The sequence below is a fragment of the Pleurocapsa sp. PCC 7319 genome (assembly GCF_000332195.1).
Classification (GTDB): domain Bacteria; phylum Cyanobacteriota; class Cyanobacteriia; order Cyanobacteriales; family Xenococcaceae; genus Waterburya.
The window spans coordinates 6065544-6083917 of the sequence record NZ_KB235922.1 but is presented as its reverse complement, the minus strand read 5'-3'; the positions used below and the strand labels follow the sequence as shown (position 1 = coordinate 6083917).

Sequence of the window (18374 nt, the reverse complement as noted above, 5' to 3'; positions counted from 1 at the left end):
TCTTGAAAGTCGAGTTTCAATTAAGAATTAAAAATGAATTCAGAATTACCATCATTTAAAAATCTGGAATTGTTTAATTTAGCTCTAACCCATCGCTCTTACGTCAACGAACATCCTGGAGCGGGAGAAGATAATGAACGCTTAGAATTTCTTGGTGATGCGGTTCTCGGTTTTGTGATCGCCGAGATGCTCTACGTAATGTATCCTTCGATCAACGAAGCTCAATTAACTCACCTGCGATCGCGATTAGTCGACGAAACGCAATTAGGCAAATTAGGAGCGGAATTAGGTCTCGGAAAATTAATGCGCTTAGGAAAAGGAGCTGACAAGGACGGAGGTAGAGACAACCCATCCTTACTTAACGATACTTTTGAAGCTACGTTGGGTGCTTATTTTCTCGATACCGGAATTGAAGCAGTTAGGGAATATATTTTAAAAATTTTTCGACCTTTAGCAGAGAAATTAGTCAACGATTCTTTAGGCTCTAATTTAGATGTCAACCAAAATTTAGTTCAACCTCAAGAAACATTTATTGATAGCAAAAATCGTTTCCAACAATGGGCACTAGCTGAATATCAAACTAGACCAACTTATCAAATTATTGACGAATCAGGACCCGATCACGCTAAACAATTTACAGCTCAAGTACTAATAAATGGCAAGGTATATGGAGTTGGGACAGGTCGTCGTAAACAAGAAGCTGAAAAAAAAGCTGCCGAAGCAGCAATAAAAACAGTTAAATTAAATCTAAATTAATTCAAACTCGATCATGTCTAAAACTTTTCGCTAATGCGTTTCATCGCCTCGTTAACATTGTCGCGACTATTAAAGGCAGAAATACGGAAATAGCCTTCCCCTGCGGCACCAAAACCAGATCCTGGTGTCCCAACTACGTTACAGTTGAGCAGCAGTTTATCAAAGAAATCCCAGCTTGATAAGCCGTTAGGAGTTTTGACCCAGACATAAGGAGCATTGACCCCTCCATATACCTGAATTCCCGCTGCTGTAAGCTGTTCGCGGATAATTTTAGCGTTTTCTAAATAGAAGCTAATCAATTTTTTTATCTGTGCTTGTCCAGCTTCAGAATAAACTGCTTCTGCTCCTCGTTGTACGATGTATGATACACCATTAAATTTAGTTGATTGACGACGATTCCAAAGTTGCCATAGTTTCACGTCTGAACCATCAGTAGCTTGACCTGTTAGGTTTTGCGGAACTACAGTTAAGGCGCAACGAGTACCTGTAAAGCCAGCATTTTTGGAAAATGAACGAAACTCGATCGCGCAGTCCTTTGCTCCATCTATTTCGTAAATGGAGTGGGGTAAATTAGGATCGGTAATATAAGCTTCATAGGCGGCATCAAAGAGAATTAATGAACCATGCTGTCTAGCGTAGTCTACCCAAGCTTTTAGGTGTTCTTTAGTAGCAGTTGCCCCCGTGGGGTTATTGGGGAAGCAAAGATAAATTAAGTCTACTTTTTCCGTAGGAATTTCTGCTGTAAAGTCGTTGTCGGCACTGATGGGGAGATAAACTAAACCTTCATATTTACCAGTTTCATCTGCTTCTCCTGTATGACCTGCCATGACGTTAGTATCAACATATACAGGATACACAGGATCGGTAACAGCAATCTTATTGTCTTTACCAAAAATATCTAGGATATTCCCACAATCACATTTAGACCCATCTGAGATAAAGATTTCTGAGGCATCGATGTCACAATCGCGAGCCTGAAAGTCTTGTTGCGCAATTTTGTCTCTTAACCAAAGATAACCTTGTTCGGGACCATACCCTTTAAAAGTAGCGCGATCGCCCATCTCATGGGTAGCCTTAATAATTGCCTCACGACAAGCTGCGGGTAAAGGTTCGGTAACATCCCCAATTCCTAGCTTGATAATCGGTGCATCGGGATTTTCTGTTGCAAAAGCGTTGACTCTTCTTGCAATTTCGGGAAACAGATATCCTGCTTTGAGTTTGAGATAGTTATCGTTAATCGTTGCCATAAATTTTTTCTACAAACGCCACTTATAAAGCTTACCTTTTGTAGCTGTACAAAATTATATTTAGGAAATTAAAAGTGACTACTTTGCAATTAATGAGTAATGAGTTTTTGATTGATATTTCAGCAAAATGTCCGAACTTTTTGCTGTGATACTGAAATAAGCAATCAGTAATCAGTAATCAGTAATCAGTAATCAGTAATCAGTAATCAGTAATTAATTGATCTAATCCCTCTTGCATGGTGTTAACCACTAATTCATAACATTGATCGACATAAGCGCGATCGCGTGCTGCTTGTTGACCATTTTGGGGGAAGACAATTGGTGGCAAGACACGAGTGTGAATTTGTACTGGTAAGGGAATATTAGGAAGAGGACCAATGCCAATTCCCCAAGGTAAACCAAGGTAGATAGGAAATACTTCGGGGTCTGTATCAAATAACCAAGGCATTCCCCACTGATGAAGTTGTTTAACTAGCTCATAAATATCTCCTAAGACAAATATCGTATCGTGTGCGCCGTGAGAAATAATCGGCACAATTGGTACTTTTTCTCGCAATGCTAATTTGATAAAACCTTTTCTCCCAGCTAGATTTATTTGGTTCCGCTGAGTATAGGGACGAAATACATCTTGTGCGCCTCCTGGATAAACTAAGACACTAGCCCCGCTTTTCAAGGCGGCGATCGCCATTTTGGGGTGAGCGGCGATCGCTCCTGTTTGCTCTCCCAGTCTAGCTAATCGAGGATTCACTGACCAAACACTACTATGCATTAAGCCATAGATTGGTCTTTGGGTACCGAAACGACGAAACCAATCGTACATACTCATTACCATGTCAGGAGTTGCCAATCCACCGTTGTGTGAACCGACTAGTAACACCTGACCCTGATTGGGAATATGATGCCAGCCATCAGTTTTTACACGAAAATAATAGCGATAAAACCACTCCCACAATGGCATAAAAGACTCAATCAATTCCGGATTTCTGGCGTCTAACGACCGCCCATTGATATCGGTGAATTTACTTTTTTGACTCATTTAATCGGTGAAAAATTCCCTAAATTTACTTTTCCAAACGCACCACATACCACTGGAGATATTTATCTGCACCGATATCTAATTCAAAATAATGATCTAGTAAATGTTGCGCCTGTAACTCAGCTGATTCAAACTGCTCTAATTCCTTGGGAATAGTTACTTCTTCCAGTAATAAAAAACTGACTAGCTTCGCTTTTAATTCTTCAGCGGACATAAATTCTTCGACTTGGTCTGATTCGAGGACAATATAGCCATCCTCTTGATACATGATGGAATCTGGCATGGGAGAAAAAGTAAGCAAGCAAGAGTAATTTCTTATACATTAATTCTAAAGCTAGTTTCTTGTCTAATTTTGTAACTGCGATGAAACCCAATCTCAATCCTTTCTTGAATCTTGAATACGAACCAGTGATGGAGAAATTGGGAGATGATTATTACGATGTAGTAGCTGCTGCCGAGTTTCCGGCACATTTTTTACGTTATCGCAACGACTTACTATTGCCATTGATAGGTTTAGAGGCAACTTCAATCAGTGATGCCGATTTTATCGAAGCATTTGGTAAGTTTCAGGGAGTACGTCCTTATTTAGCTTTACGCTATCACGGCTATCAATTTGGCGCTTATAATCCCTTCCTCGGGGATGGCAGAGGTTTTCTATACGGACAGGTTAGAGATGTAAATGGAAATCTTGTCGATCTGGGAACCAAAGGTTCGGGGAGAACACCCTATTCCCGAAGTGCAGATGGTAGATTAACCCTCAAAGGGGGAGTCAGAGAAGTTTTAGCTGCTGAAGCTTTGCACCAATTAGGAGTCAAGACTTCTCGCTGTTTAAGTTTAATTGAAACGGGAGAATCTCTCTGGCGGGGCGATGAGCCTTCCCCGACTCGTTCTTCAGTGATGGTCAGATTTAGTAGTTCTCATATCCGCTTTGGTACTTTTGAGCGATTACACTACATTCAGCGTCCAGATTATATTACTAAGCTTTTAGATAGTGTTATTGCTGTTTATTATCCCGATATTCCTGAGACAGAAGATAAATATAGTCAATTTTATGCAGCATTAGTTAACAGAACTGCTGAGCTGGCAGCGCAGTGGATGGCGGCTGGTTTTTGTCATGGTGTATTGAATACTGATAATATGTCGATTACAGGGGAGAGTTTTGATTATGGTCCCTATGCCTTTATTCCGACTTATAATCCTCGGTTTACCGCAGCAAGTTTTGATTATGGTGGGCGGTATAGTTATGGCAATCAACCACATATCTGTAAATTTAATTTAGAGATGCTGCAATTACCTCTGGCAATGGTTACTGAGCAATCAAATTTAGAGGCTGGCTTAGCACAATACGATGACTGTTATCAGAAGTATTACCAAAAATTGATGCTGCAAAAATTAGGATTTGAGGCATCTGAACCATTATTTACCATTGAATTACTTGCTCAAACTATCGAGCTATTAAGAGATACAGAAATTAGTTATCATGGCTTTTTTGCCGAACTAGCCCAAGGATTTAATTATGGTTGGCGAGAAGATAGTAATTTAATTTTAGAAAATGCGACGTTTAATCATCAAATTAACTCTATATGGCGTGATTTATATCATAAGTGTCTCAATCAACTGCCAGCAGCAGAAATGGAAAAAATAGGCGATCGCCTTACATTTAATAATCCTCAGACTGCCCTTCTTAGAACAGTTATTGAATCTGTTTGGCAATCAATTTCCGAGGATAACAACTGGCAACCATTTTATGATTTGATTAGTAAATTACAAACTAAAGAATAATTACTGATTACTGATTACTTAACAGTCAGGTAACTCCATTGGAACCATCTTGACTAACAGGAAGAAAGTTAGCAAAAACATTAGTAAAACCTTTGCGCCCTCTAAGTAGACAAAAACTACAAATTAACAATACTTGAAAATTAAAAATTAACGATAAATCACGGCTATTAACAGCTAAAATACCTATTAATAATATGTAGATTAATAGGCAAAAGAAATATCTAGGGAAATCCATCGGCCAACTGCTTTCTTGACCTCCCAAATAACGATATAAAATATATTGAATAGAACGAGTCAAAATACAACTTACTAGTAACATTAATCCTACCGTATTGGTAGTAATTATTATTAGAAAACCACAGTAGCGAAAGGTTTGTAATAATAAATAGAACCAAACTCTACTCTGTTTATTGATATTATTATAAACATAAAAGATTCCTCTCAAAGCTAGTAAAAAAAATCCCCAATAAATCAACTTTGCTGAGATATCTGAAAAAATATGTTCATATCCATGGAAAGTAAAAACATCAAGTGAAGAGATTTCAAAAATTTTGTTATTTTCGAGAGCAATAATGCCTAAAATAGATAGTCCTAAAGACCAAAGCCAAGGTTGCCAGAGACCAAATGAATATTCACCAGATTTATAATTATGAGAAAGAACTGCTTTGTCCTCATACTTATCACCAATAATGTCATTTTCAATATAACCTAGCTCATATATGCACCAAAATGCGATTAATAATAAGAATATGCTAATACTACTAAGCAAAAGATGGGAGCTAGTGTAGGCAAAAGATAACCATAAAATAATAAAATCTTCTCCTATAATATTATTTAAGAAGTATCTTTTACCAGGTCTCTTTATTTTTTCCGAATAAAGAAGTGGAATATAAATTTTCACTTTAAATTTAAAAATATCTAACTTTAATGAATCTGAAATATGATTGTTCACTTTGTATTCAACAAGATATAATCGTTTATTATACTAGTTTTTAGTATTAAACTATGTTGTTTGCTTGAGTGCTTGACAAATATATGCCAACTCAAGCAATTTTATAAGAATCTAATTGCTTGAGTCAGGGATATTAATGCCTTGAAATGATTGACCAACTGTCAGAGCAAGGGCTTTTCGCGCTACGCGTCAAAAACTTTGTAAGAAGGCGCCGTCATTTCATTTATCCTCGAATGAGGACGGCGGGGTAATCTGTGACTTGTTCTTTGAACGGTTCGCAATCGCTTAAGTAAAAATGCCTCTTGAGCAGGAAAAATAAAGTTTATACATCGCAAAACTTGACAGTGATTATTTCAAGCAGTCAGGTTATTAGTTTCCCTAATGACCTTTTATCTGCTTTCCATCTCCAATCTTTTCAGTTTTCTAACCAGACACAATATGAAAATATAAATCCACCTTGATACCTTCTCTATACTTTAAATTAACTCTACGAACTAGAAATTTCATTAATTAATTGACCATTGGTTTAGTATTTCATAATATTGAACATAAACCAAACTATTAATCATGAGCATAAATTATAATTGTAAAAATCATAACAATATTAAGCTCAAATACAGTGTGAATCGACTGGTCAATAAACTTGTATTGACTTATTTCACTATGTGAATTTGACATATTTGTATTGTCATACAATACTATTTTTTGGATACCAAAAATCTAACAATAGTATATTCAAGCTGATTAACTTAGCTCCTCTTGTAACATATTTTGATAGATTTGAGGTAAGTAGTTGCTCATCGAGTTAGTTTCAATTCCATATCCTAAGCTAGTCCACGTACCAGAAAGTAGCTTCAGTACCTGAGTTATTTCTCCTTGTCGTAATTGCTGAGGAATACTAGTTCCCCAAGCATTTGAATCACTTAACCAGTCATGAACTACTACATCTTGATATTCTGCCTCAAAACTATAGGTTTTCCATCGCCAGAAGCCCGAAGGATTAGGATGATATCTTTGTGCTTGTTCGCTCCAGGTAAAATCTAGCATCTGGTAACGTCCTGCCGCAGTAGTACATTTTCCCTTGTTTGGACCAGCCACGATTGAAACACATACTTCAGGATGGCGGCTGAGATCTTCAATGTGTTGACCACCATAAATTACGTTATAAGGACGTTTGACATTAGCTTCGCTGGCAGTAATAGTTCGCATCAAAGCTCTGATATAAGGATCTCCACCGCTCATTACTAATGGTTGGGTACGATGAAGACTAGGAATAAAATTTGTATTTGGTACTGAAGAGGAGTGTCTTTGGTGCCAATGTTGAGAAAGTTTGCTCAACAATTGCCGAGAGCTTTGTATATAAACTAGTGTTTGAGATTTACTGATATGCCCTCCCAATTTTGACAGGATTAAGATTAGACATCCGAGATAGATAATTTTACTAGCTTGATTAATTAGTTGCATTGTAGGCAGCCCGATAAGAAGACTTTATTGTCAACAAAAAATACTAAATCCCTCGATATTGTTGCGCTATAGTCGATAGATTAGGGTACTTGGCTAAATAACTTTTCCCAAGTTTTGCTTTCTGCTTCAGAATTGGTAACTATCTCGACAATTTTTGATTTTGCTTCTGGCTGAAATATTGCTTCTACACATACTTGAGCAACTTTAGGGCGAGGAATACTACCATCAAAAAGAGTATCAGCACCGGACATCACAATTGGCTCAGAATTTGATTCGTTTTTCAAACCTCCTGGTCTGACTATCGTATAGGGAATACCACTAGATTGAATGTAGGATTCGGCTTGTTTTTTCCAGTACAAAATTAACCAAAATAAATTTAGAGGATGAAAAAACTTGGAGACACAGAGGGAAGAAACCAAAATAAAATGCTCTAAGTTTTTGGCTTGAGCTGCATTGACTAAATTTTTGGTGCCTTGATAATCAACTTGATAAGGACCTGTGGGATCTAAACTCGGGCTAGCACCAGTGGCACAGATCAAAACGTTACAATCAGCAAGGTGATCTTCAAAGGTGGTTGGTTTTAGTACGTCGCCGACGATTAATTCTGTTGTAGGAGGCAATATAGCCTTAGCTGCTTCTGTATCTCTGACCAAAGCTTTGACGGGAACGTTTCTTTCTATCAACTGTCTGACAATATGTTTGCCCGTTTGCCCTGTAGCTCCTGCAACAAATATTTTCATAAAAATCCTAATCACACCTATTTAAATTAAAAGGTGTTTTGCTGATAATTAACTCCTTTATTGTAATTATCTTAACAGTAGGGAGAAGTTCTAAAACCGTAATTTAAATTTCAATATGCACTCAAAATTGATCGCTCGCCCACAAAATACATTCTTAGAAATTTCTACACCTGATGCTATGCAACTTACTTATATTGCAGAACAACAAAGAACATTTGTCTTTGAGGTTAGCTTCAATGGACGAATGGATATGTATAGCGATTCAGATACAGTTGCTGAATATTTAAATGCCCATGAAGGCTGGTTTTGTCGTTGTGCCCAACCGATGAAAGTTGAATCTTTGGGAGATAATGGATATGTTTTAACTGTAGGTAAATATGGTTCTTTTGGTTACGAGGTGGAACCTAAGATCGGAGTGGTTTTGAATCCACCTGTAGGCAAAGTTTACCAGATGCACACTATTCCTCTTTCTGACTACGAAGCTCCAGGATATAAGGTAAACTACCAGGCATCAATGGAGTTAAATGAGATGCCTGTAGATAATCAAGAAATAGCAACAAATAAGTTTTTCTCGAAAAAACAGGTTTTGCCTAGAACTATTACTCAAGTAAATTGGAAGTTAGATTTAGCGGTAGAAGTGGAATTTCCTAAATTTATTCACAAGCTATCTTCTTCTTTAATTCAATCTACTGGCGATCGCGTATTGGGGCAAATAGTCCGTCAAATCTCCCCTCGCCTGACATATAAAGTACAGCAAGATTTTCATGAAAGTCATAACTTACCTATACCACCAAAAAATAGTAGACAACTGAATAAAGTTATTAAATCCGATCAACATGCTGCTTGAAATTACTCAAGGAAATGAGAGTTTAGATAGAGCTCAGTTCAATCTGACTCTCATATTGAGCGCAATTTTCTTCAAACTAGCTATATCGGTCACTAATTCCCCAAGATTCATACTTTCGATATCGTGAATGTAAAATAAAAAATAGACGCAAAATAGTTTTTACGTCTTGAAAAAGAGTTATATTAAGCCGTTTTATTTAAGACATCATACGATCAACGATTTTTTGTAATATTTGCATTCCACTTACTGCTTGCCAACCAAACAATCCCAAAAGCAAAACATTCAGAGAAACATGAGTGTTGCGAGCCAGGCTATTACCTTTTTGCATATAGGGGACTAAAGACGCTGATACGGCAATTAAACCAACCATGCTCAATCCTGCCAAAAGATGTGGACCTACGAAAAGTTTGCCATTATTGATATAGGTTATAGCCATCCCGCCTATATTACCCAACACCATTAAGGCTAAAAGCAGTGAACCCATTTTGTGGTGTCTTTGAGTAAAATTTTTCTTAACTAATTCTTTTCTGGTTTCTTTATCGGCACTACGAATTTTAGAACTTTGAATTCCTAAGTATAGGGCGTAAACAGTAATACCTAACAACACCCACATTAATAAAGGATGACCGAACTGTGACCAGGTTTTGATCGCATCGGGAATTTCTATTGCCATGTTGCTCTCCTCTCTAAATCCAATAAGCTTAAAACTTTATGAAATTTAACTTAACATATAGTAACTTTATAAAGCGAATCAATTACTGTGGAAATGCTATTTTGATAAGTGAGTAAAAAAGCTAGTTATTCTAAGATTTTCTTCCTGAAATGACATGGTTGGAATTGTTATTGTCTCCCATAGTGCTAAGTTAGCAGCAGGGGTCAAAGAATTAGCTCAACAAATGATTCCAACTGATGTCCCTTTGGCGATCGCTGCCGGAATAGATGATCCAGTTAATCCCTTGGGCACTGATGCACTCCAAATTCAGGCTGCCATCGAATCCGTGAGCGATCCGTCAGGAGTAATTGTTTTAATGGATTTAGGAAGTGCTATTCTAAGTGCGGAAATGGCTTTGGAGTTGCTCCCAGTAGAAGAGCGAAAAAAAGTTAGATTATGTGAAGCTCCACTGGTAGAAGGGGCGATCGCAGCAGTCATAGAAGCAGCATCTGGTGCATCCTTAGATCGAGTCATGGCATCCGCGAGGGCTTCATTAAGTGTCAAGATATCCCAGTTAACAGGGAATAAGATCTCATTGGAGGAAGAAAACAGTCTGGAAAATGAAACTGCTGTCGCCTCTGCCGAACAAACAATTAAACTGACGATTATTAATCATTACGGGCTTCATGCTCGTCCCGCAGCTAAGTTCGTAAATACAGCATCTAGTTTTTCAGCCGCAATCAAGCTACAAAATCTCACTACCCAAAGTCAAATTGTAAGTGCCAAAAGTATTAATCAGGTTATGCTTCTGGGAGTGCGCCAGGGACACGAAATAGCTGTTACCGCAACAGGAGAAGACTCGACTGAAGCTTTAGCAGCTTTGCAGAAATTAGTTGAAGAAGGATTTGGTGAATCAAATGATCCTTCCTCATCTCCCCAACTTTCCTCATCTCCTCAACTTTCATCATCTTCGCTATCAGGCATCCCTGCCTCACCTGGAAGTGCGATCGCGCCAGTATTTTTTTATCAACCTACTATCCCAGAAGTTATTAACGAAACAACAGATAATCCCGATGCAGAATGGCAAAAACTACAACAAGCCATTGATCGGGGTATAGAAGAACTAAAACAACTTATTAGAAAAGAATCAGCAGAATCAGCCACTATCTTTGAGGCTCATTTACTCTATTTAAAAGACCCAGAATTAATTAATCAAACTCGTCAAATAGTTTTCGACCAATCCTTAACTGCTGCCACTGCTTGGGCAAAAGCGATCGCGAAACTGTCAGCATCTTATCAAGCTCTAGAAGACTCATATTTACGAGCTCGTGCTGCTGATATAGAAGATGTGGGACTGAGAATACTGCGTCTTTTATTAGGAGTAACCCACCAGTCAATTAATATTCCCCAAGGTGTAATTCTAGTTGCTAACGATCTTACAGTTTCAGAAGTAGCAGAAATCCAATCAGGTCAAGTATTAGGAATTTGTCTTGCTAGTGGTAGTGCCACCGCCCATAGTGCCTTAGTTGTCAGTCAACTGGGGATACCAATGATAGTCGACGTGGGTCAAGAATTATTTTCCTTCGCGCCTCATACAGAAATAGCGATCAATGGGTCAACTGGTCAAATTTGGCTTGACCCCAGTAGCGAACTACGGCGACAAATACAAGCTCAAGAAAATCGCCAAGACGCAATTATTTCAGAAGCAGTTACCCTAGATGGTCATAAAATCTCTGTACTCGCCAATATTATGAGCGTACATAACGCTACCTACGCTCTTAAATGTAGTGCGGATGGGGTGGGTTTATTGCGAACTGAATTACTATATCTAAATCGCTCCACATCTCCAACCGAAGCTGAACAACTTAACATAATTAATGAGATAGGTTCAATTCTGGGAGAACGTCCCCTAATTATTCGCACTCTAGATATTGGTGCAGATAAACCCGTTGACTATCTCAATCTCCCCGCAGAAACTAATCCTGGTATGGGTTGGCGCGGTATTCGTCAGAGTTTAGATTGTCCTGATCTTTTTAAAACTCAGTTAAGAGCAATACTGCGAGCATCAGCAAAGCATAAGATCAAGCTAATGTTTCCGATGGTGACATCTGTAAAAGAAGTAAAAGCAGCTAAACAGCTAGTTTCTAAAGTGCAAGCAGAATTAAAAGAAAGTAGTATTGATTTCGATTCAGAAATTGCCATTGGCATCATGGTCGAAACACCTGCTGCTGTCACTATGGCTAACTTATTAGCAAAGGAAGTAGACTTTTTCAGCATCGGCACTAACGATCTCAGTCAATATATCATGGCAAGCGATCGCACTAACCCGAAAGTTGCAGCTTTAGCCGATGCCTACGAACCTGCGGTACTGAGAATGATTCGTCAAACCGTTGATGCAGCTCACAACTCAGGAATTACCGTCAGCGTTTGTGGTCAATTAGCCAGCGATCCTAAAGCCGTGCCGATTTTATTGGGATTAGGGGTAGATGAATTAAGTGTTAATCCTCCCGCTATACCTGAAATTAAAGCCAAGATTGCTGGTTTGAGTAAGTCGGAGGTAAAGGCGATCGCATCTACTGTCTTACAGTTAGATTCAGCAATAGCAGTGAGAGAATACATTTCTAGTGTTGCTTTGTAGAAATAATAATTGAGAATAAGTAGCTTTACTCAACTCGGCGAGCTAAGCATTGGGCAGTTTGAAATATTTTTAAGTGTTCTTGCAATTCATCGAAAAAAATTTGACGCCACTTAATTCTAAAATTACCAATTACCCGATGATTCATTTTCACTTTCGATTGGGAAGTAATAAGCGTATAGAAGAGAAATGCAATCACCACATTCAATAGTCAATCAATGTCAATTACCACCCTTTCTCAAGCCTGGTGATCTAGTTATGGCGATCGCACCTAGTGGGGCGTTAAAGGAAAAAAAAGCTTTAGAAAAAGGGATAGAGATTTGGAGAGAACGGGGTTATCAAGTTGAATTTGGTAGTAATTATCAATCTAGTTGTGGTTACTTAGCAGGAAGCGATCGCCAGCGTCGAGAAGATTTAGCGTCAGCTTGGCATAATCCCAGATGTAGAGCAATTATTGCCGTCAGAGGTGGTTACGGCGGAGCAAGGCTATTAGAAGATTGGAGTTGGCAACAAAAGTCCTCGGAACAAGATAATTCATCTGCTCAAAAATCCCCGATCCCCGATCCGAAATGGCTAATTGGGTTCTCTGATGTGACCAGCCTTCTGTGGAGCTTGGCGACTCAAGGAATTTCTGGTCTTCATGCTCCAGTAATGACGACTTTGGCAGCCGAACCAGATTGGGCGATCGCCAGAATGTTTGATTATCTAGAAACAGGAAAAATTAAACCTTTACTAGGAAAGCCAGGAGGAGGGGGTAGTGCTTACGGTAGATTAATGCCAGCTAATTTAACAGTAGCTACTCATTTACTAAATACCTCTGCACAGCCCAATTTCTCAGGAGCAATTCTAGCTTTAGAGGATGTTACGGAATATCCCTACCGAATTGATCGAATGTTAACTCAGTGGCGCATGATGGGCGTATTAAGACAAATTAAAGGGATTGCTTTGGGTCGTTTTAGTCGTTGTGAACCCTATCCTGGGAGTAATAGCTGGACAATAGAAAAAGTATTGAGCGATCGCTTAGGAGATTTAAATATTCCAATAGTTTATGACTTGCCTTTTGGACATGATGGAGTCAATGCTAGCTTGCCAGTTGGACAAGTAGTTCAGTTAGATGGTGATACAGGAGTCTTAAGCTGGCAGGTAAATTCTGCTAGAATTTCAAACACAGGCTAACCCATAAAAAACTTCAAGGAGAGAACTGTTTTGCCCCATACTATTGTCACTGAAATCTGTGAAGGAGTAGCTGATTGTGTTGACGCTTGCCCCGTAGCCTGTATCCATGATGGTCCCGGTAAAAATACGAAGGGAACAGACTGGTATTGGATAGATTTTGCCACCTGTATTGACTGTGGTATTTGTTTACAGGTATGCCCCGTAGAAGGTGCAATTCTACCTGATGAACGACCAGATTTACAAAAAACTCCTCAGTAATTAGAGCGTACTGAAAAACCGAGATTTACGAATGCAATTATTTAACCTAGTGTAAGAAAATTCTCCCTCAAAGTACCAAGGATGTAGTGCTTAGTGGGAGATGAATCGAACTTGGCTATCAAGGGTTGAGAATCTTGTGCTTGAGTATTTTATCATCAACATTTATAGTGATAGACATGATTAGACAAGCACAAAAAGTACGAATTTATCCCACTGATGAACAAAAGCAGCAATTGGCAGGTGCTATGGGTTGCTGTCGTTGGTGGTGGAATTATGCTTTGAACAAAAGTATTGAAACCTATAAAGAGACTGGTAAAAGCTTGTCTCGTAGTGGGCTAAATGCTTTGTTGCCTAATCTCAAACAAGAACATAAGTGGTTAAAAACAGAGGTTTATTCTCAATCTCTGCAACAAACATCACTCAATTTGTCTCGTGCATTTATCAACTTTTTTGAAAAGAGCTTGTTAAATTCAGCTTAATTCAGCTCCAACTGTTGATTTTGCCAATTTAAATCAACAACGCTCATGAAAAAAGCCCTGTCACAAACAGGACTTGAATAAACAGGTAATAATTACCAATGGCAATTTTAGCGAACAGTCCCAGCCAAGTTATCTACACGAATTGGCTTGATGAAGTACATTTTGATTAGCTCTACACCGTTAGATACATAGTGAGGTAGCTTTTGTAAGAATTTAACGGGTGCGGGCGCATTCGAATTAGCGATCGCAGTTAATTTCTCGTTGTTGGTTACACATTTTTCTAAGCAGTTGTAGAAATCAGGATGGTCTACATCCAAAATAACTGGAAAAACCCTTCCTGCGGTTTCGTTAGTTTTATCAATGACGTGTTTATCATATTCTCTGGCATCTAAACCTAAAGAGGCGTAGAAACCAGAGCGCTGAACGTCATTAAGGTACATAGTCGCAAATACTGACAGCAAGAAGAAGCGACTCCACAATCTAGCTTTCCAATCATTGAGGAATTGGGGTTGAGACTTCATAATGGCATCGAAGAAGTCACCGTGACGGTTTTCGTCTTGGCACCAATTTTCAAAGAAACTGAAAATAGGATAAATTTCGTTTTCAGGATGCTGTTCTAAATGGCGGAAAATAGTGATATAACGCCAGTAACCAATCTTCTCTGATAGGTAAGTGGCGTAGAAGATAAATTTAGGCTTAAAGAAAGTATATTTGCGACTTTTAGTTAAAAATCCTAAATCGAGAGAAAGATTGAAATCTGATAGTGCTTTGTTGAGAAAACCTGCATGACGAGCTTCATCTCGTGACATGAGAGTGAAAATTTCAGCTAATACAGGGCTTTTGCCTTTTAAACGTCTACCTAATTCTTTATAGAGGAGAAAGCCAGAAAACTCAGCGGTACAAGAACGTTCGAGGAATTCAATAAAGAGCTTGCGTGTCTCGCCGCTAATGCTATCCCAAGATTTTTGAAACTGCTCATCTCGAACGAAATGATGACGATTATAGTCAACGCGGAACTCTTCTAAAATCGCTCTCAATTCATCTTCATTGACAGAGATGTCCATCTTAGCCATCTCCTCGAAATCGGTTGTATAGAAGCGAGGAGTAAGAATTGTTTCTTCCGCAGGAGATTTAACTCCAGGGCGTACTTCCTCAAACTGTGGTTTCTTAAGGCTATCTACCATTATTTTTAATACTTAACTTTTTTTATCTAGACAAGCTGGCTCTAATTGCCATCATCAGAGGTTACTCAGATCATATTCTCTAATAGTTGGGATGTCTTTCAACTGTTTGTTAATGAATATTAACCACAAACATTAACTCATCCCACGCTCTACATCCTTGGAGCTTGGAACGAGAATGCACGACGGTTATTGTTCAATATTATGTTCTGAATTATTTAGGAATTTTCCTCAAACCTAAAGACCTGAGCAACTGTTAGCGAAAATTCAGGAAGAACGGTAGAAGTTATTATTTGTTCATCTTCAAATACAGTCTCTTCATACAGACCATCTATCAAGGATAATACCGTCACTTTAGAAAATTCAGGATCGACAATCCAATATTCAATAATTCCTCTTGCAGCGTATTCAGATCTTTTGTATCTATAATCTCTGTCTCTATTAGCTTTGCCAGGAGAAACTACTTCTACAGCCAAAATAGGAGATGGCATATCAGAGGTAATTGTAGCTCGCCTACCACCAATTGCTACCAATAATTCCTCAGTTAAGATTAGCAAGTCAGGCATTCTTACTCTAGCGCGATTGCCTGTAACTACAATTTCAGTGTCTTTATGGCGAATCAGCTTAATTGGAACAAGCTTGAGAAACTCTGACAGTAGATAGAGAGCAATTATATTATTGCGATCGCTTTCAGGTGGCATTTTAACCAATTTTCCATCTACTAATTCATAATGATTATCAGTACCGTCGTCATAAGTAAGGTATTCTTCCAAAGTCAATATAGGTGTTGTAGCGGTCATTATTTGAGAAAATTAAACCTACTGTCAAGATATAACCATTGTAAGTAATATCTTATGTCTACAGAAGAAAACGAACAAAAATCTGATTCACGCTATGGAGATCTTAGTAAAACTAATGTTCAGACTTATAAAGCTTGTTTGTTTGATGACCATCTTCTAAACTAAAGTTTATTTACTAGATCTACTCTGAGTCTAAAGACAGAGTTATTTACTTAAAGTTATTACAGCATTTTGACCACCAAAGCCAAAGCAGAAACACATTGCATAGTTTATTTCTGCTTTTCTCGCTTGAGTTACAACATCGAGATCGAATTCCAAATTGTTTAACCCCACACAGGGAGGTAAGTAACCGTGATGGAGTGCCATTAGAGTCAGAGCAGTGCCGATCGCTCCTGATGCTCCTAGAGTATGTCCTATTGCTCCTTTAGTTGAACTTGTGGCAACTGTTTGAGGAAATACGTGTTGAATTAATTGAGCTTCATGGCGATCATTTAAAGCAGTACTCGTGCCGTGAGTATGAAGATAGTCGATCGCCTGCGGTTCCAAATTACTTCGCTCTAAAGCTTGTTTAATAGCTCTAGCTGCACTCCCTTTTACAGTTTGAGGTGCACTGATGTGATGGGCATCGCAGGTTAATCCAAATCCTAATATTCTGCCGTAAACTTTAGCTTGACGACGGGCAGCTAATTCGTCTGTTTCAAGGATAAACATTGCTCCCCCCTCTCCCAAAACCAACCCTTCTCGAGCAAAATCAAAAGGGTAACAACCTGTAGTAGCTAATGCACCCATTCGCTCAAAAGCTGCCAAAGTAAGAGGCGTAATCGGAGCTTCTACTGCACCCACGATCGCTCTTTGACATTGACCAGTTTTAATTAACTCATAACCCCTGGCTAAGCTCCAAATTCCTGTCGCACAAGCTGCCATTGGTGCTAGGACTGGTGCTTTAGTTCTAAGATAGCGAGCAGTAGTGATCGCTGGTTGATCGGGGAGGGTAGATAACCAGTTAGAAATTGAGTTACTTGAGTGATTAGAGTTATATCTTTGAGTCGCTAACTCTTCCCAGCTAGCCTGACACCCTCTACTAGAACCAATTACTACCCCACATTTATCTAAGGGAGTTTGTAATCCTCCATCTTGGAGAGTAGCCAACAGCAACTGTTGAGTTATTTTGTCTATTTTGCTTGCTTGAGGATTAATTAAACCTAGAGGATAAGCAGAAAGTTCAGGAAAAAGATGATAGAGCTTAATCCCGGATTTCCCTCGTAAGATACTAGTCCAAGTTGTTTGGAGTGAACCGAGACAGGACATTAATCCTATCCCAGTAACAACTACATTCATATACGTGAGTTCGGAGTTCTAAGTTTGGAGTTTGGAGTTATAGTTTTTCTGATTAAATAATGAGGCATTCAAAAATCTCAACAGTTATGAATTTATCAATTAAAAAGCTTGTAACTTCGTCAAACTGATGTAGATAAAGTTTTTGAATTACTTTAAAATTCTAAATTTTAAGTCTAGGGTAATTGAATCAGTAACTCTCCATCTAAACTGAAAACTCTCCTATTTCTTAAGGTTTTCTGCGCCTTCAACTACTGTGGCGGTAGTAATGCGATCTCCTTGCTTAATGCTATCTACTACATCCATTCCTTCTAGAACTTTACCAAAGACAGCATAATCTCCATCCAAAGAGGGTAAGTCTTCTAAAGCGATATAAAATTGGGAAGAAGCCGAATCAGGCATCGTTGAACGTGCCATTGCAATTACACCGCGATCGTGTTTAAGTACCACAGACTGGGAAGGTAATTTAGCTTTGCTATAGATAGGTTTCTCTTTACCATCAAGCTTTATTTCCAGAGGAATACGACGTTCTTGACCAGTCTGAGGATCTATAAAACCACCTGTACCTAATTGTCCAGAAAAATTAGGATCTTTTCCTTGAGGATCTCCACCCTGAGCAACAAAACCAGGAATGACTCGGTGAAATACTAATCCATCATAAATACCTTGATCGACTAAATCGACAAAATTGCCAGCAGTTAATGGAGCTTCTGTACCATTAACTTGAATGGTTATAGGAGAACCATTAACCTGCAATTCGACAGTCGCCATCCCTTCCAGTTGAGGCAAATTATTACTCATTGTTTTATTACTATTTTTATTTTCGGCGATCGCCAATTGTGATTGATTATTTGCCAGATTATCAGATGATGCAGATGATTGGGAAACATCTGTCGCTGATGTAGAGCAGCCTCCCAAAACTAAACCACTAACTAGCAGTAACGAAAACATCTTGATTAGCCACATATTTGTTTTCTTAATCATCGTTATAGTTTTGACTGTTTAACCCCTTACATTAATGACCTTTTTAGCCT

The 18374-nt window shown here is 38.6% G+C and carries 17 protein-coding genes and 1 pseudogene; 7 read left to right on the top strand and 11 right to left on the bottom strand.

Features of this window, described 5'->3' with window-relative positions:
- The first annotated feature begins 33 nt into the window (after window positions 1–33).
- On the top strand, window positions 34–756 hold the full coding sequence (gene rnc, locus PLEUR7319_RS0131625) for a ribonuclease III (protein WP_019509256.1): 723 nt from the start codon (window positions 34–36) through the stop codon (window positions 754–756).
- 17 nt (window positions 757–773) lie between these two features.
- On the opposite strand, the gene PLEUR7319_RS0131620 is transcribed toward rnc, so the two are convergent.
- The 3 genes from PLEUR7319_RS0131620 to PLEUR7319_RS0131610 form a co-directional block, all read right to left on the bottom strand.
- Complete coding sequence (locus PLEUR7319_RS0131620; protein WP_019509255.1) at window positions 774–2003, bottom strand: LL-diaminopimelate aminotransferase; 1230 nt, start codon at window positions 2001–2003, stop codon at window positions 774–776.
- Window positions 2004–2202: 199 nt separating this feature from the next.
- Window positions 2203–3039 (bottom strand): lysophospholipid acyltransferase family protein, encoded by an 837-nt coding sequence (locus PLEUR7319_RS0131615; RefSeq protein WP_019509254.1) that lies wholly within the window; start codon window positions 3037–3039, stop codon window positions 2203–2205.
- Window positions 3040–3064: 25 nt separating this feature from the next.
- On the bottom strand, window positions 3065–3322 hold the full coding sequence (locus PLEUR7319_RS0131610; RefSeq protein WP_019509253.1) for a chlororespiratory reduction protein 7: 258 nt from the start codon (window positions 3320–3322) through the stop codon (window positions 3065–3067).
- 80 nt (window positions 3323–3402) lie between these two features.
- On the opposite strand from PLEUR7319_RS0131610, the gene PLEUR7319_RS0131605 reads away from it, so the two are divergent.
- Window positions 3403–4821, top strand: a complete 1419-nt coding sequence (locus tag PLEUR7319_RS0131605; protein ID WP_019509252.1) for a YdiU family protein — start codon at window positions 3403–3405, stop codon at window positions 4819–4821.
- Between the two features lie 25 nt (window positions 4822–4846).
- Here PLEUR7319_RS0131605 and PLEUR7319_RS0131600 read toward each other — a convergent pair whose 3' ends face one another.
- The 3 genes from PLEUR7319_RS0131600 to PLEUR7319_RS0131590 form a co-directional block, all read right to left on the bottom strand.
- The gene (locus tag PLEUR7319_RS0131600; RefSeq protein WP_019509251.1) at window positions 4847–5773 is read right to left on the bottom strand and encodes a hypothetical protein; all 927 of its coding nucleotides are present in this window, start codon (window positions 5771–5773) and stop codon (window positions 4847–4849) included.
- A 744-nt stretch (window positions 5774–6517) separates the two neighbouring features.
- Complete coding sequence (locus tag PLEUR7319_RS0131595) at window positions 6518–7237, bottom strand: glycoside hydrolase family protein (RefSeq protein ID WP_019509250.1); 720 nt, start codon at window positions 7235–7237, stop codon at window positions 6518–6520.
- Between the two features lie 80 nt (window positions 7238–7317).
- Window positions 7318–7977, bottom strand: a complete 660-nt coding sequence (locus PLEUR7319_RS0131590; protein ID WP_019509249.1) for an SDR family oxidoreductase — start codon at window positions 7975–7977, stop codon at window positions 7318–7320.
- 115 nt (window positions 7978–8092) lie between these two features.
- Between PLEUR7319_RS0131590 and PLEUR7319_RS0131585 the strand changes: the two genes are divergently transcribed.
- Complete coding sequence (locus PLEUR7319_RS0131585; RefSeq protein WP_019509248.1) at window positions 8093–8824, top strand: DUF1997 domain-containing protein; 732 nt, start codon at window positions 8093–8095, stop codon at window positions 8822–8824.
- A gap of 196 nt (window positions 8825–9020) precedes the next feature.
- On the opposite strand, the gene PLEUR7319_RS0131580 is transcribed toward PLEUR7319_RS0131585, so the two are convergent.
- Complete coding sequence (locus PLEUR7319_RS0131580) at window positions 9021–9497, bottom strand: DUF4079 domain-containing protein (RefSeq protein WP_019509247.1); 477 nt, start codon at window positions 9495–9497, stop codon at window positions 9021–9023.
- A 154-nt stretch (window positions 9498–9651) separates the two neighbouring features.
- Between PLEUR7319_RS0131580 and ptsP the strand changes: the two genes are divergently transcribed.
- The 4 genes and pseudogenes from ptsP to PLEUR7319_RS0131555 all read left to right on the top strand — a co-directional run.
- Window positions 9652–12114 (top strand): phosphoenolpyruvate--protein phosphotransferase, encoded by a 2463-nt coding sequence (gene ptsP / locus PLEUR7319_RS0131575; RefSeq protein ID WP_019509246.1) that lies wholly within the window; start codon window positions 9652–9654, stop codon window positions 12112–12114.
- A gap of 186 nt (window positions 12115–12300) precedes the next feature.
- Window positions 12301–13287, top strand: a complete 987-nt coding sequence (locus PLEUR7319_RS0131565; protein WP_019509244.1) for an LD-carboxypeptidase — start codon at window positions 12301–12303, stop codon at window positions 13285–13287.
- 30 nt (window positions 13288–13317) lie between these two features.
- On the top strand, window positions 13318–13545 hold the full coding sequence (locus PLEUR7319_RS0131560) for a ferredoxin family protein (RefSeq protein WP_019509243.1): 228 nt from the start codon (window positions 13318–13320) through the stop codon (window positions 13543–13545).
- Between the two features lie 176 nt (window positions 13546–13721).
- Window positions 13722–14003: pseudogene (locus tag PLEUR7319_RS0131555) on the top strand (helix-turn-helix domain-containing protein); the annotation flags it as partial.
- Between the two features lie 128 nt (window positions 14004–14131).
- On the opposite strand, the gene acsF reads toward PLEUR7319_RS0131555, so the two are convergent.
- The 4 genes from acsF to PLEUR7319_RS0131530 form a co-directional block, all read right to left on the bottom strand.
- Window positions 14132–15208 carry a magnesium-protoporphyrin IX monomethyl ester (oxidative) cyclase gene (gene acsF / locus PLEUR7319_RS0131550; protein ID WP_019509241.1) on the bottom strand — a complete coding sequence of 359 codons (1077 nt, stop codon included), beginning with the start codon at window positions 15206–15208 and terminating at the stop codon, window positions 14132–14134.
- Window positions 15209–15423: 215 nt separating this feature from the next.
- Window positions 15424–16005, bottom strand: coding sequence for a Uma2 family endonuclease (locus PLEUR7319_RS0131545; protein WP_019509240.1), 582 nt, complete (start codon window positions 16003–16005; stop codon window positions 15424–15426).
- Window positions 16006–16209: 204 nt separating this feature from the next.
- Window positions 16210–17343, bottom strand: a complete 1134-nt coding sequence (locus tag PLEUR7319_RS0131535) for a beta-ketoacyl-ACP synthase (RefSeq protein ID WP_026102904.1) — start codon at window positions 17341–17343, stop codon at window positions 16210–16212.
- Window positions 17344–17562: 219 nt separating this feature from the next.
- Window positions 17563–18324, bottom strand: a complete 762-nt coding sequence (locus PLEUR7319_RS0131530) for a peptidylprolyl isomerase (protein ID WP_026102903.1) — start codon at window positions 18322–18324, stop codon at window positions 17563–17565.
- Window positions 18325–18374: the final 50 nt, after the last annotated feature.

Excerpts from the sequence above, each read along its gene's own strand:
- PLEUR7319_RS0131610 (WP_019509253.1), bottom strand. The coding sequence starts at position 3,322 with ATGCCAGATTCCATCATGTATCAAGAGGATGGCTATATTGTCCTCGAA.
- ptsP (WP_019509246.1), top strand. The coding sequence starts at position 9,652 with ATGGTTGGAATTGTTATTGTCTCCCATAGTGCTAAGTTAGCAGCAGGG.
- PLEUR7319_RS0131580 (WP_019509247.1), bottom strand. The coding sequence starts at position 9,497 with ATGGCAATAGAAATTCCCGATGCGATCAAAACCTGGTCACAGTTCGGT.
- PLEUR7319_RS0131545 (WP_019509240.1), bottom strand. The coding sequence starts at position 16,005 with ATGACCGCTACAACACCTATATTGACTTTGGAAGAATACCTTACTTAT.
- PLEUR7319_RS0131595 (WP_019509250.1), bottom strand. The coding sequence starts at position 7,237 with ATGCAACTAATTAATCAAGCTAGTAAAATTATCTATCTCGGATGTCTA.
- PLEUR7319_RS0131585 (WP_019509248.1), top strand. The coding sequence starts at position 8,093 with ATGCACTCAAAATTGATCGCTCGCCCACAAAATACATTCTTAGAAATT.
- PLEUR7319_RS0131590 (WP_019509249.1), bottom strand. The coding sequence starts at position 7,977 with ATGAAAATATTTGTTGCAGGAGCTACAGGGCAAACGGGCAAACATATT.
- acsF (WP_019509241.1), bottom strand. The coding sequence starts at position 15,208 with ATGGTAGATAGCCTTAAGAAACCACAGTTTGAGGAAGTACGCCCTGGA.
- PLEUR7319_RS0131535 (WP_026102904.1), bottom strand. The coding sequence starts at position 17,343 with ATGAATGTAGTTGTTACTGGGATAGGATTAATGTCCTGTCTCGGTTCA.
- PLEUR7319_RS0131565 (WP_019509244.1), top strand. The coding sequence starts at position 12,301 with ATGCAATCACCACATTCAATAGTCAATCAATGTCAATTACCACCCTTT.
- PLEUR7319_RS0131620 (WP_019509255.1), bottom strand. The coding sequence starts at position 2,003 with ATGGCAACGATTAACGATAACTATCTCAAACTCAAAGCAGGATATCTG.
- rnc (WP_019509256.1), top strand. The coding sequence starts at position 34 with ATGAATTCAGAATTACCATCATTTAAAAATCTGGAATTGTTTAATTTA.
- PLEUR7319_RS0131615 (WP_019509254.1), bottom strand. The coding sequence starts at position 3,039 with ATGAGTCAAAAAAGTAAATTCACCGATATCAATGGGCGGTCGTTAGAC.
- PLEUR7319_RS0131530 (WP_026102903.1), bottom strand. The coding sequence starts at position 18,324 with ATGATTAAGAAAACAAATATGTGGCTAATCAAGATGTTTTCGTTACTG.
- PLEUR7319_RS0131605 (WP_019509252.1), top strand. The coding sequence starts at position 3,403 with ATGAAACCCAATCTCAATCCTTTCTTGAATCTTGAATACGAACCAGTG.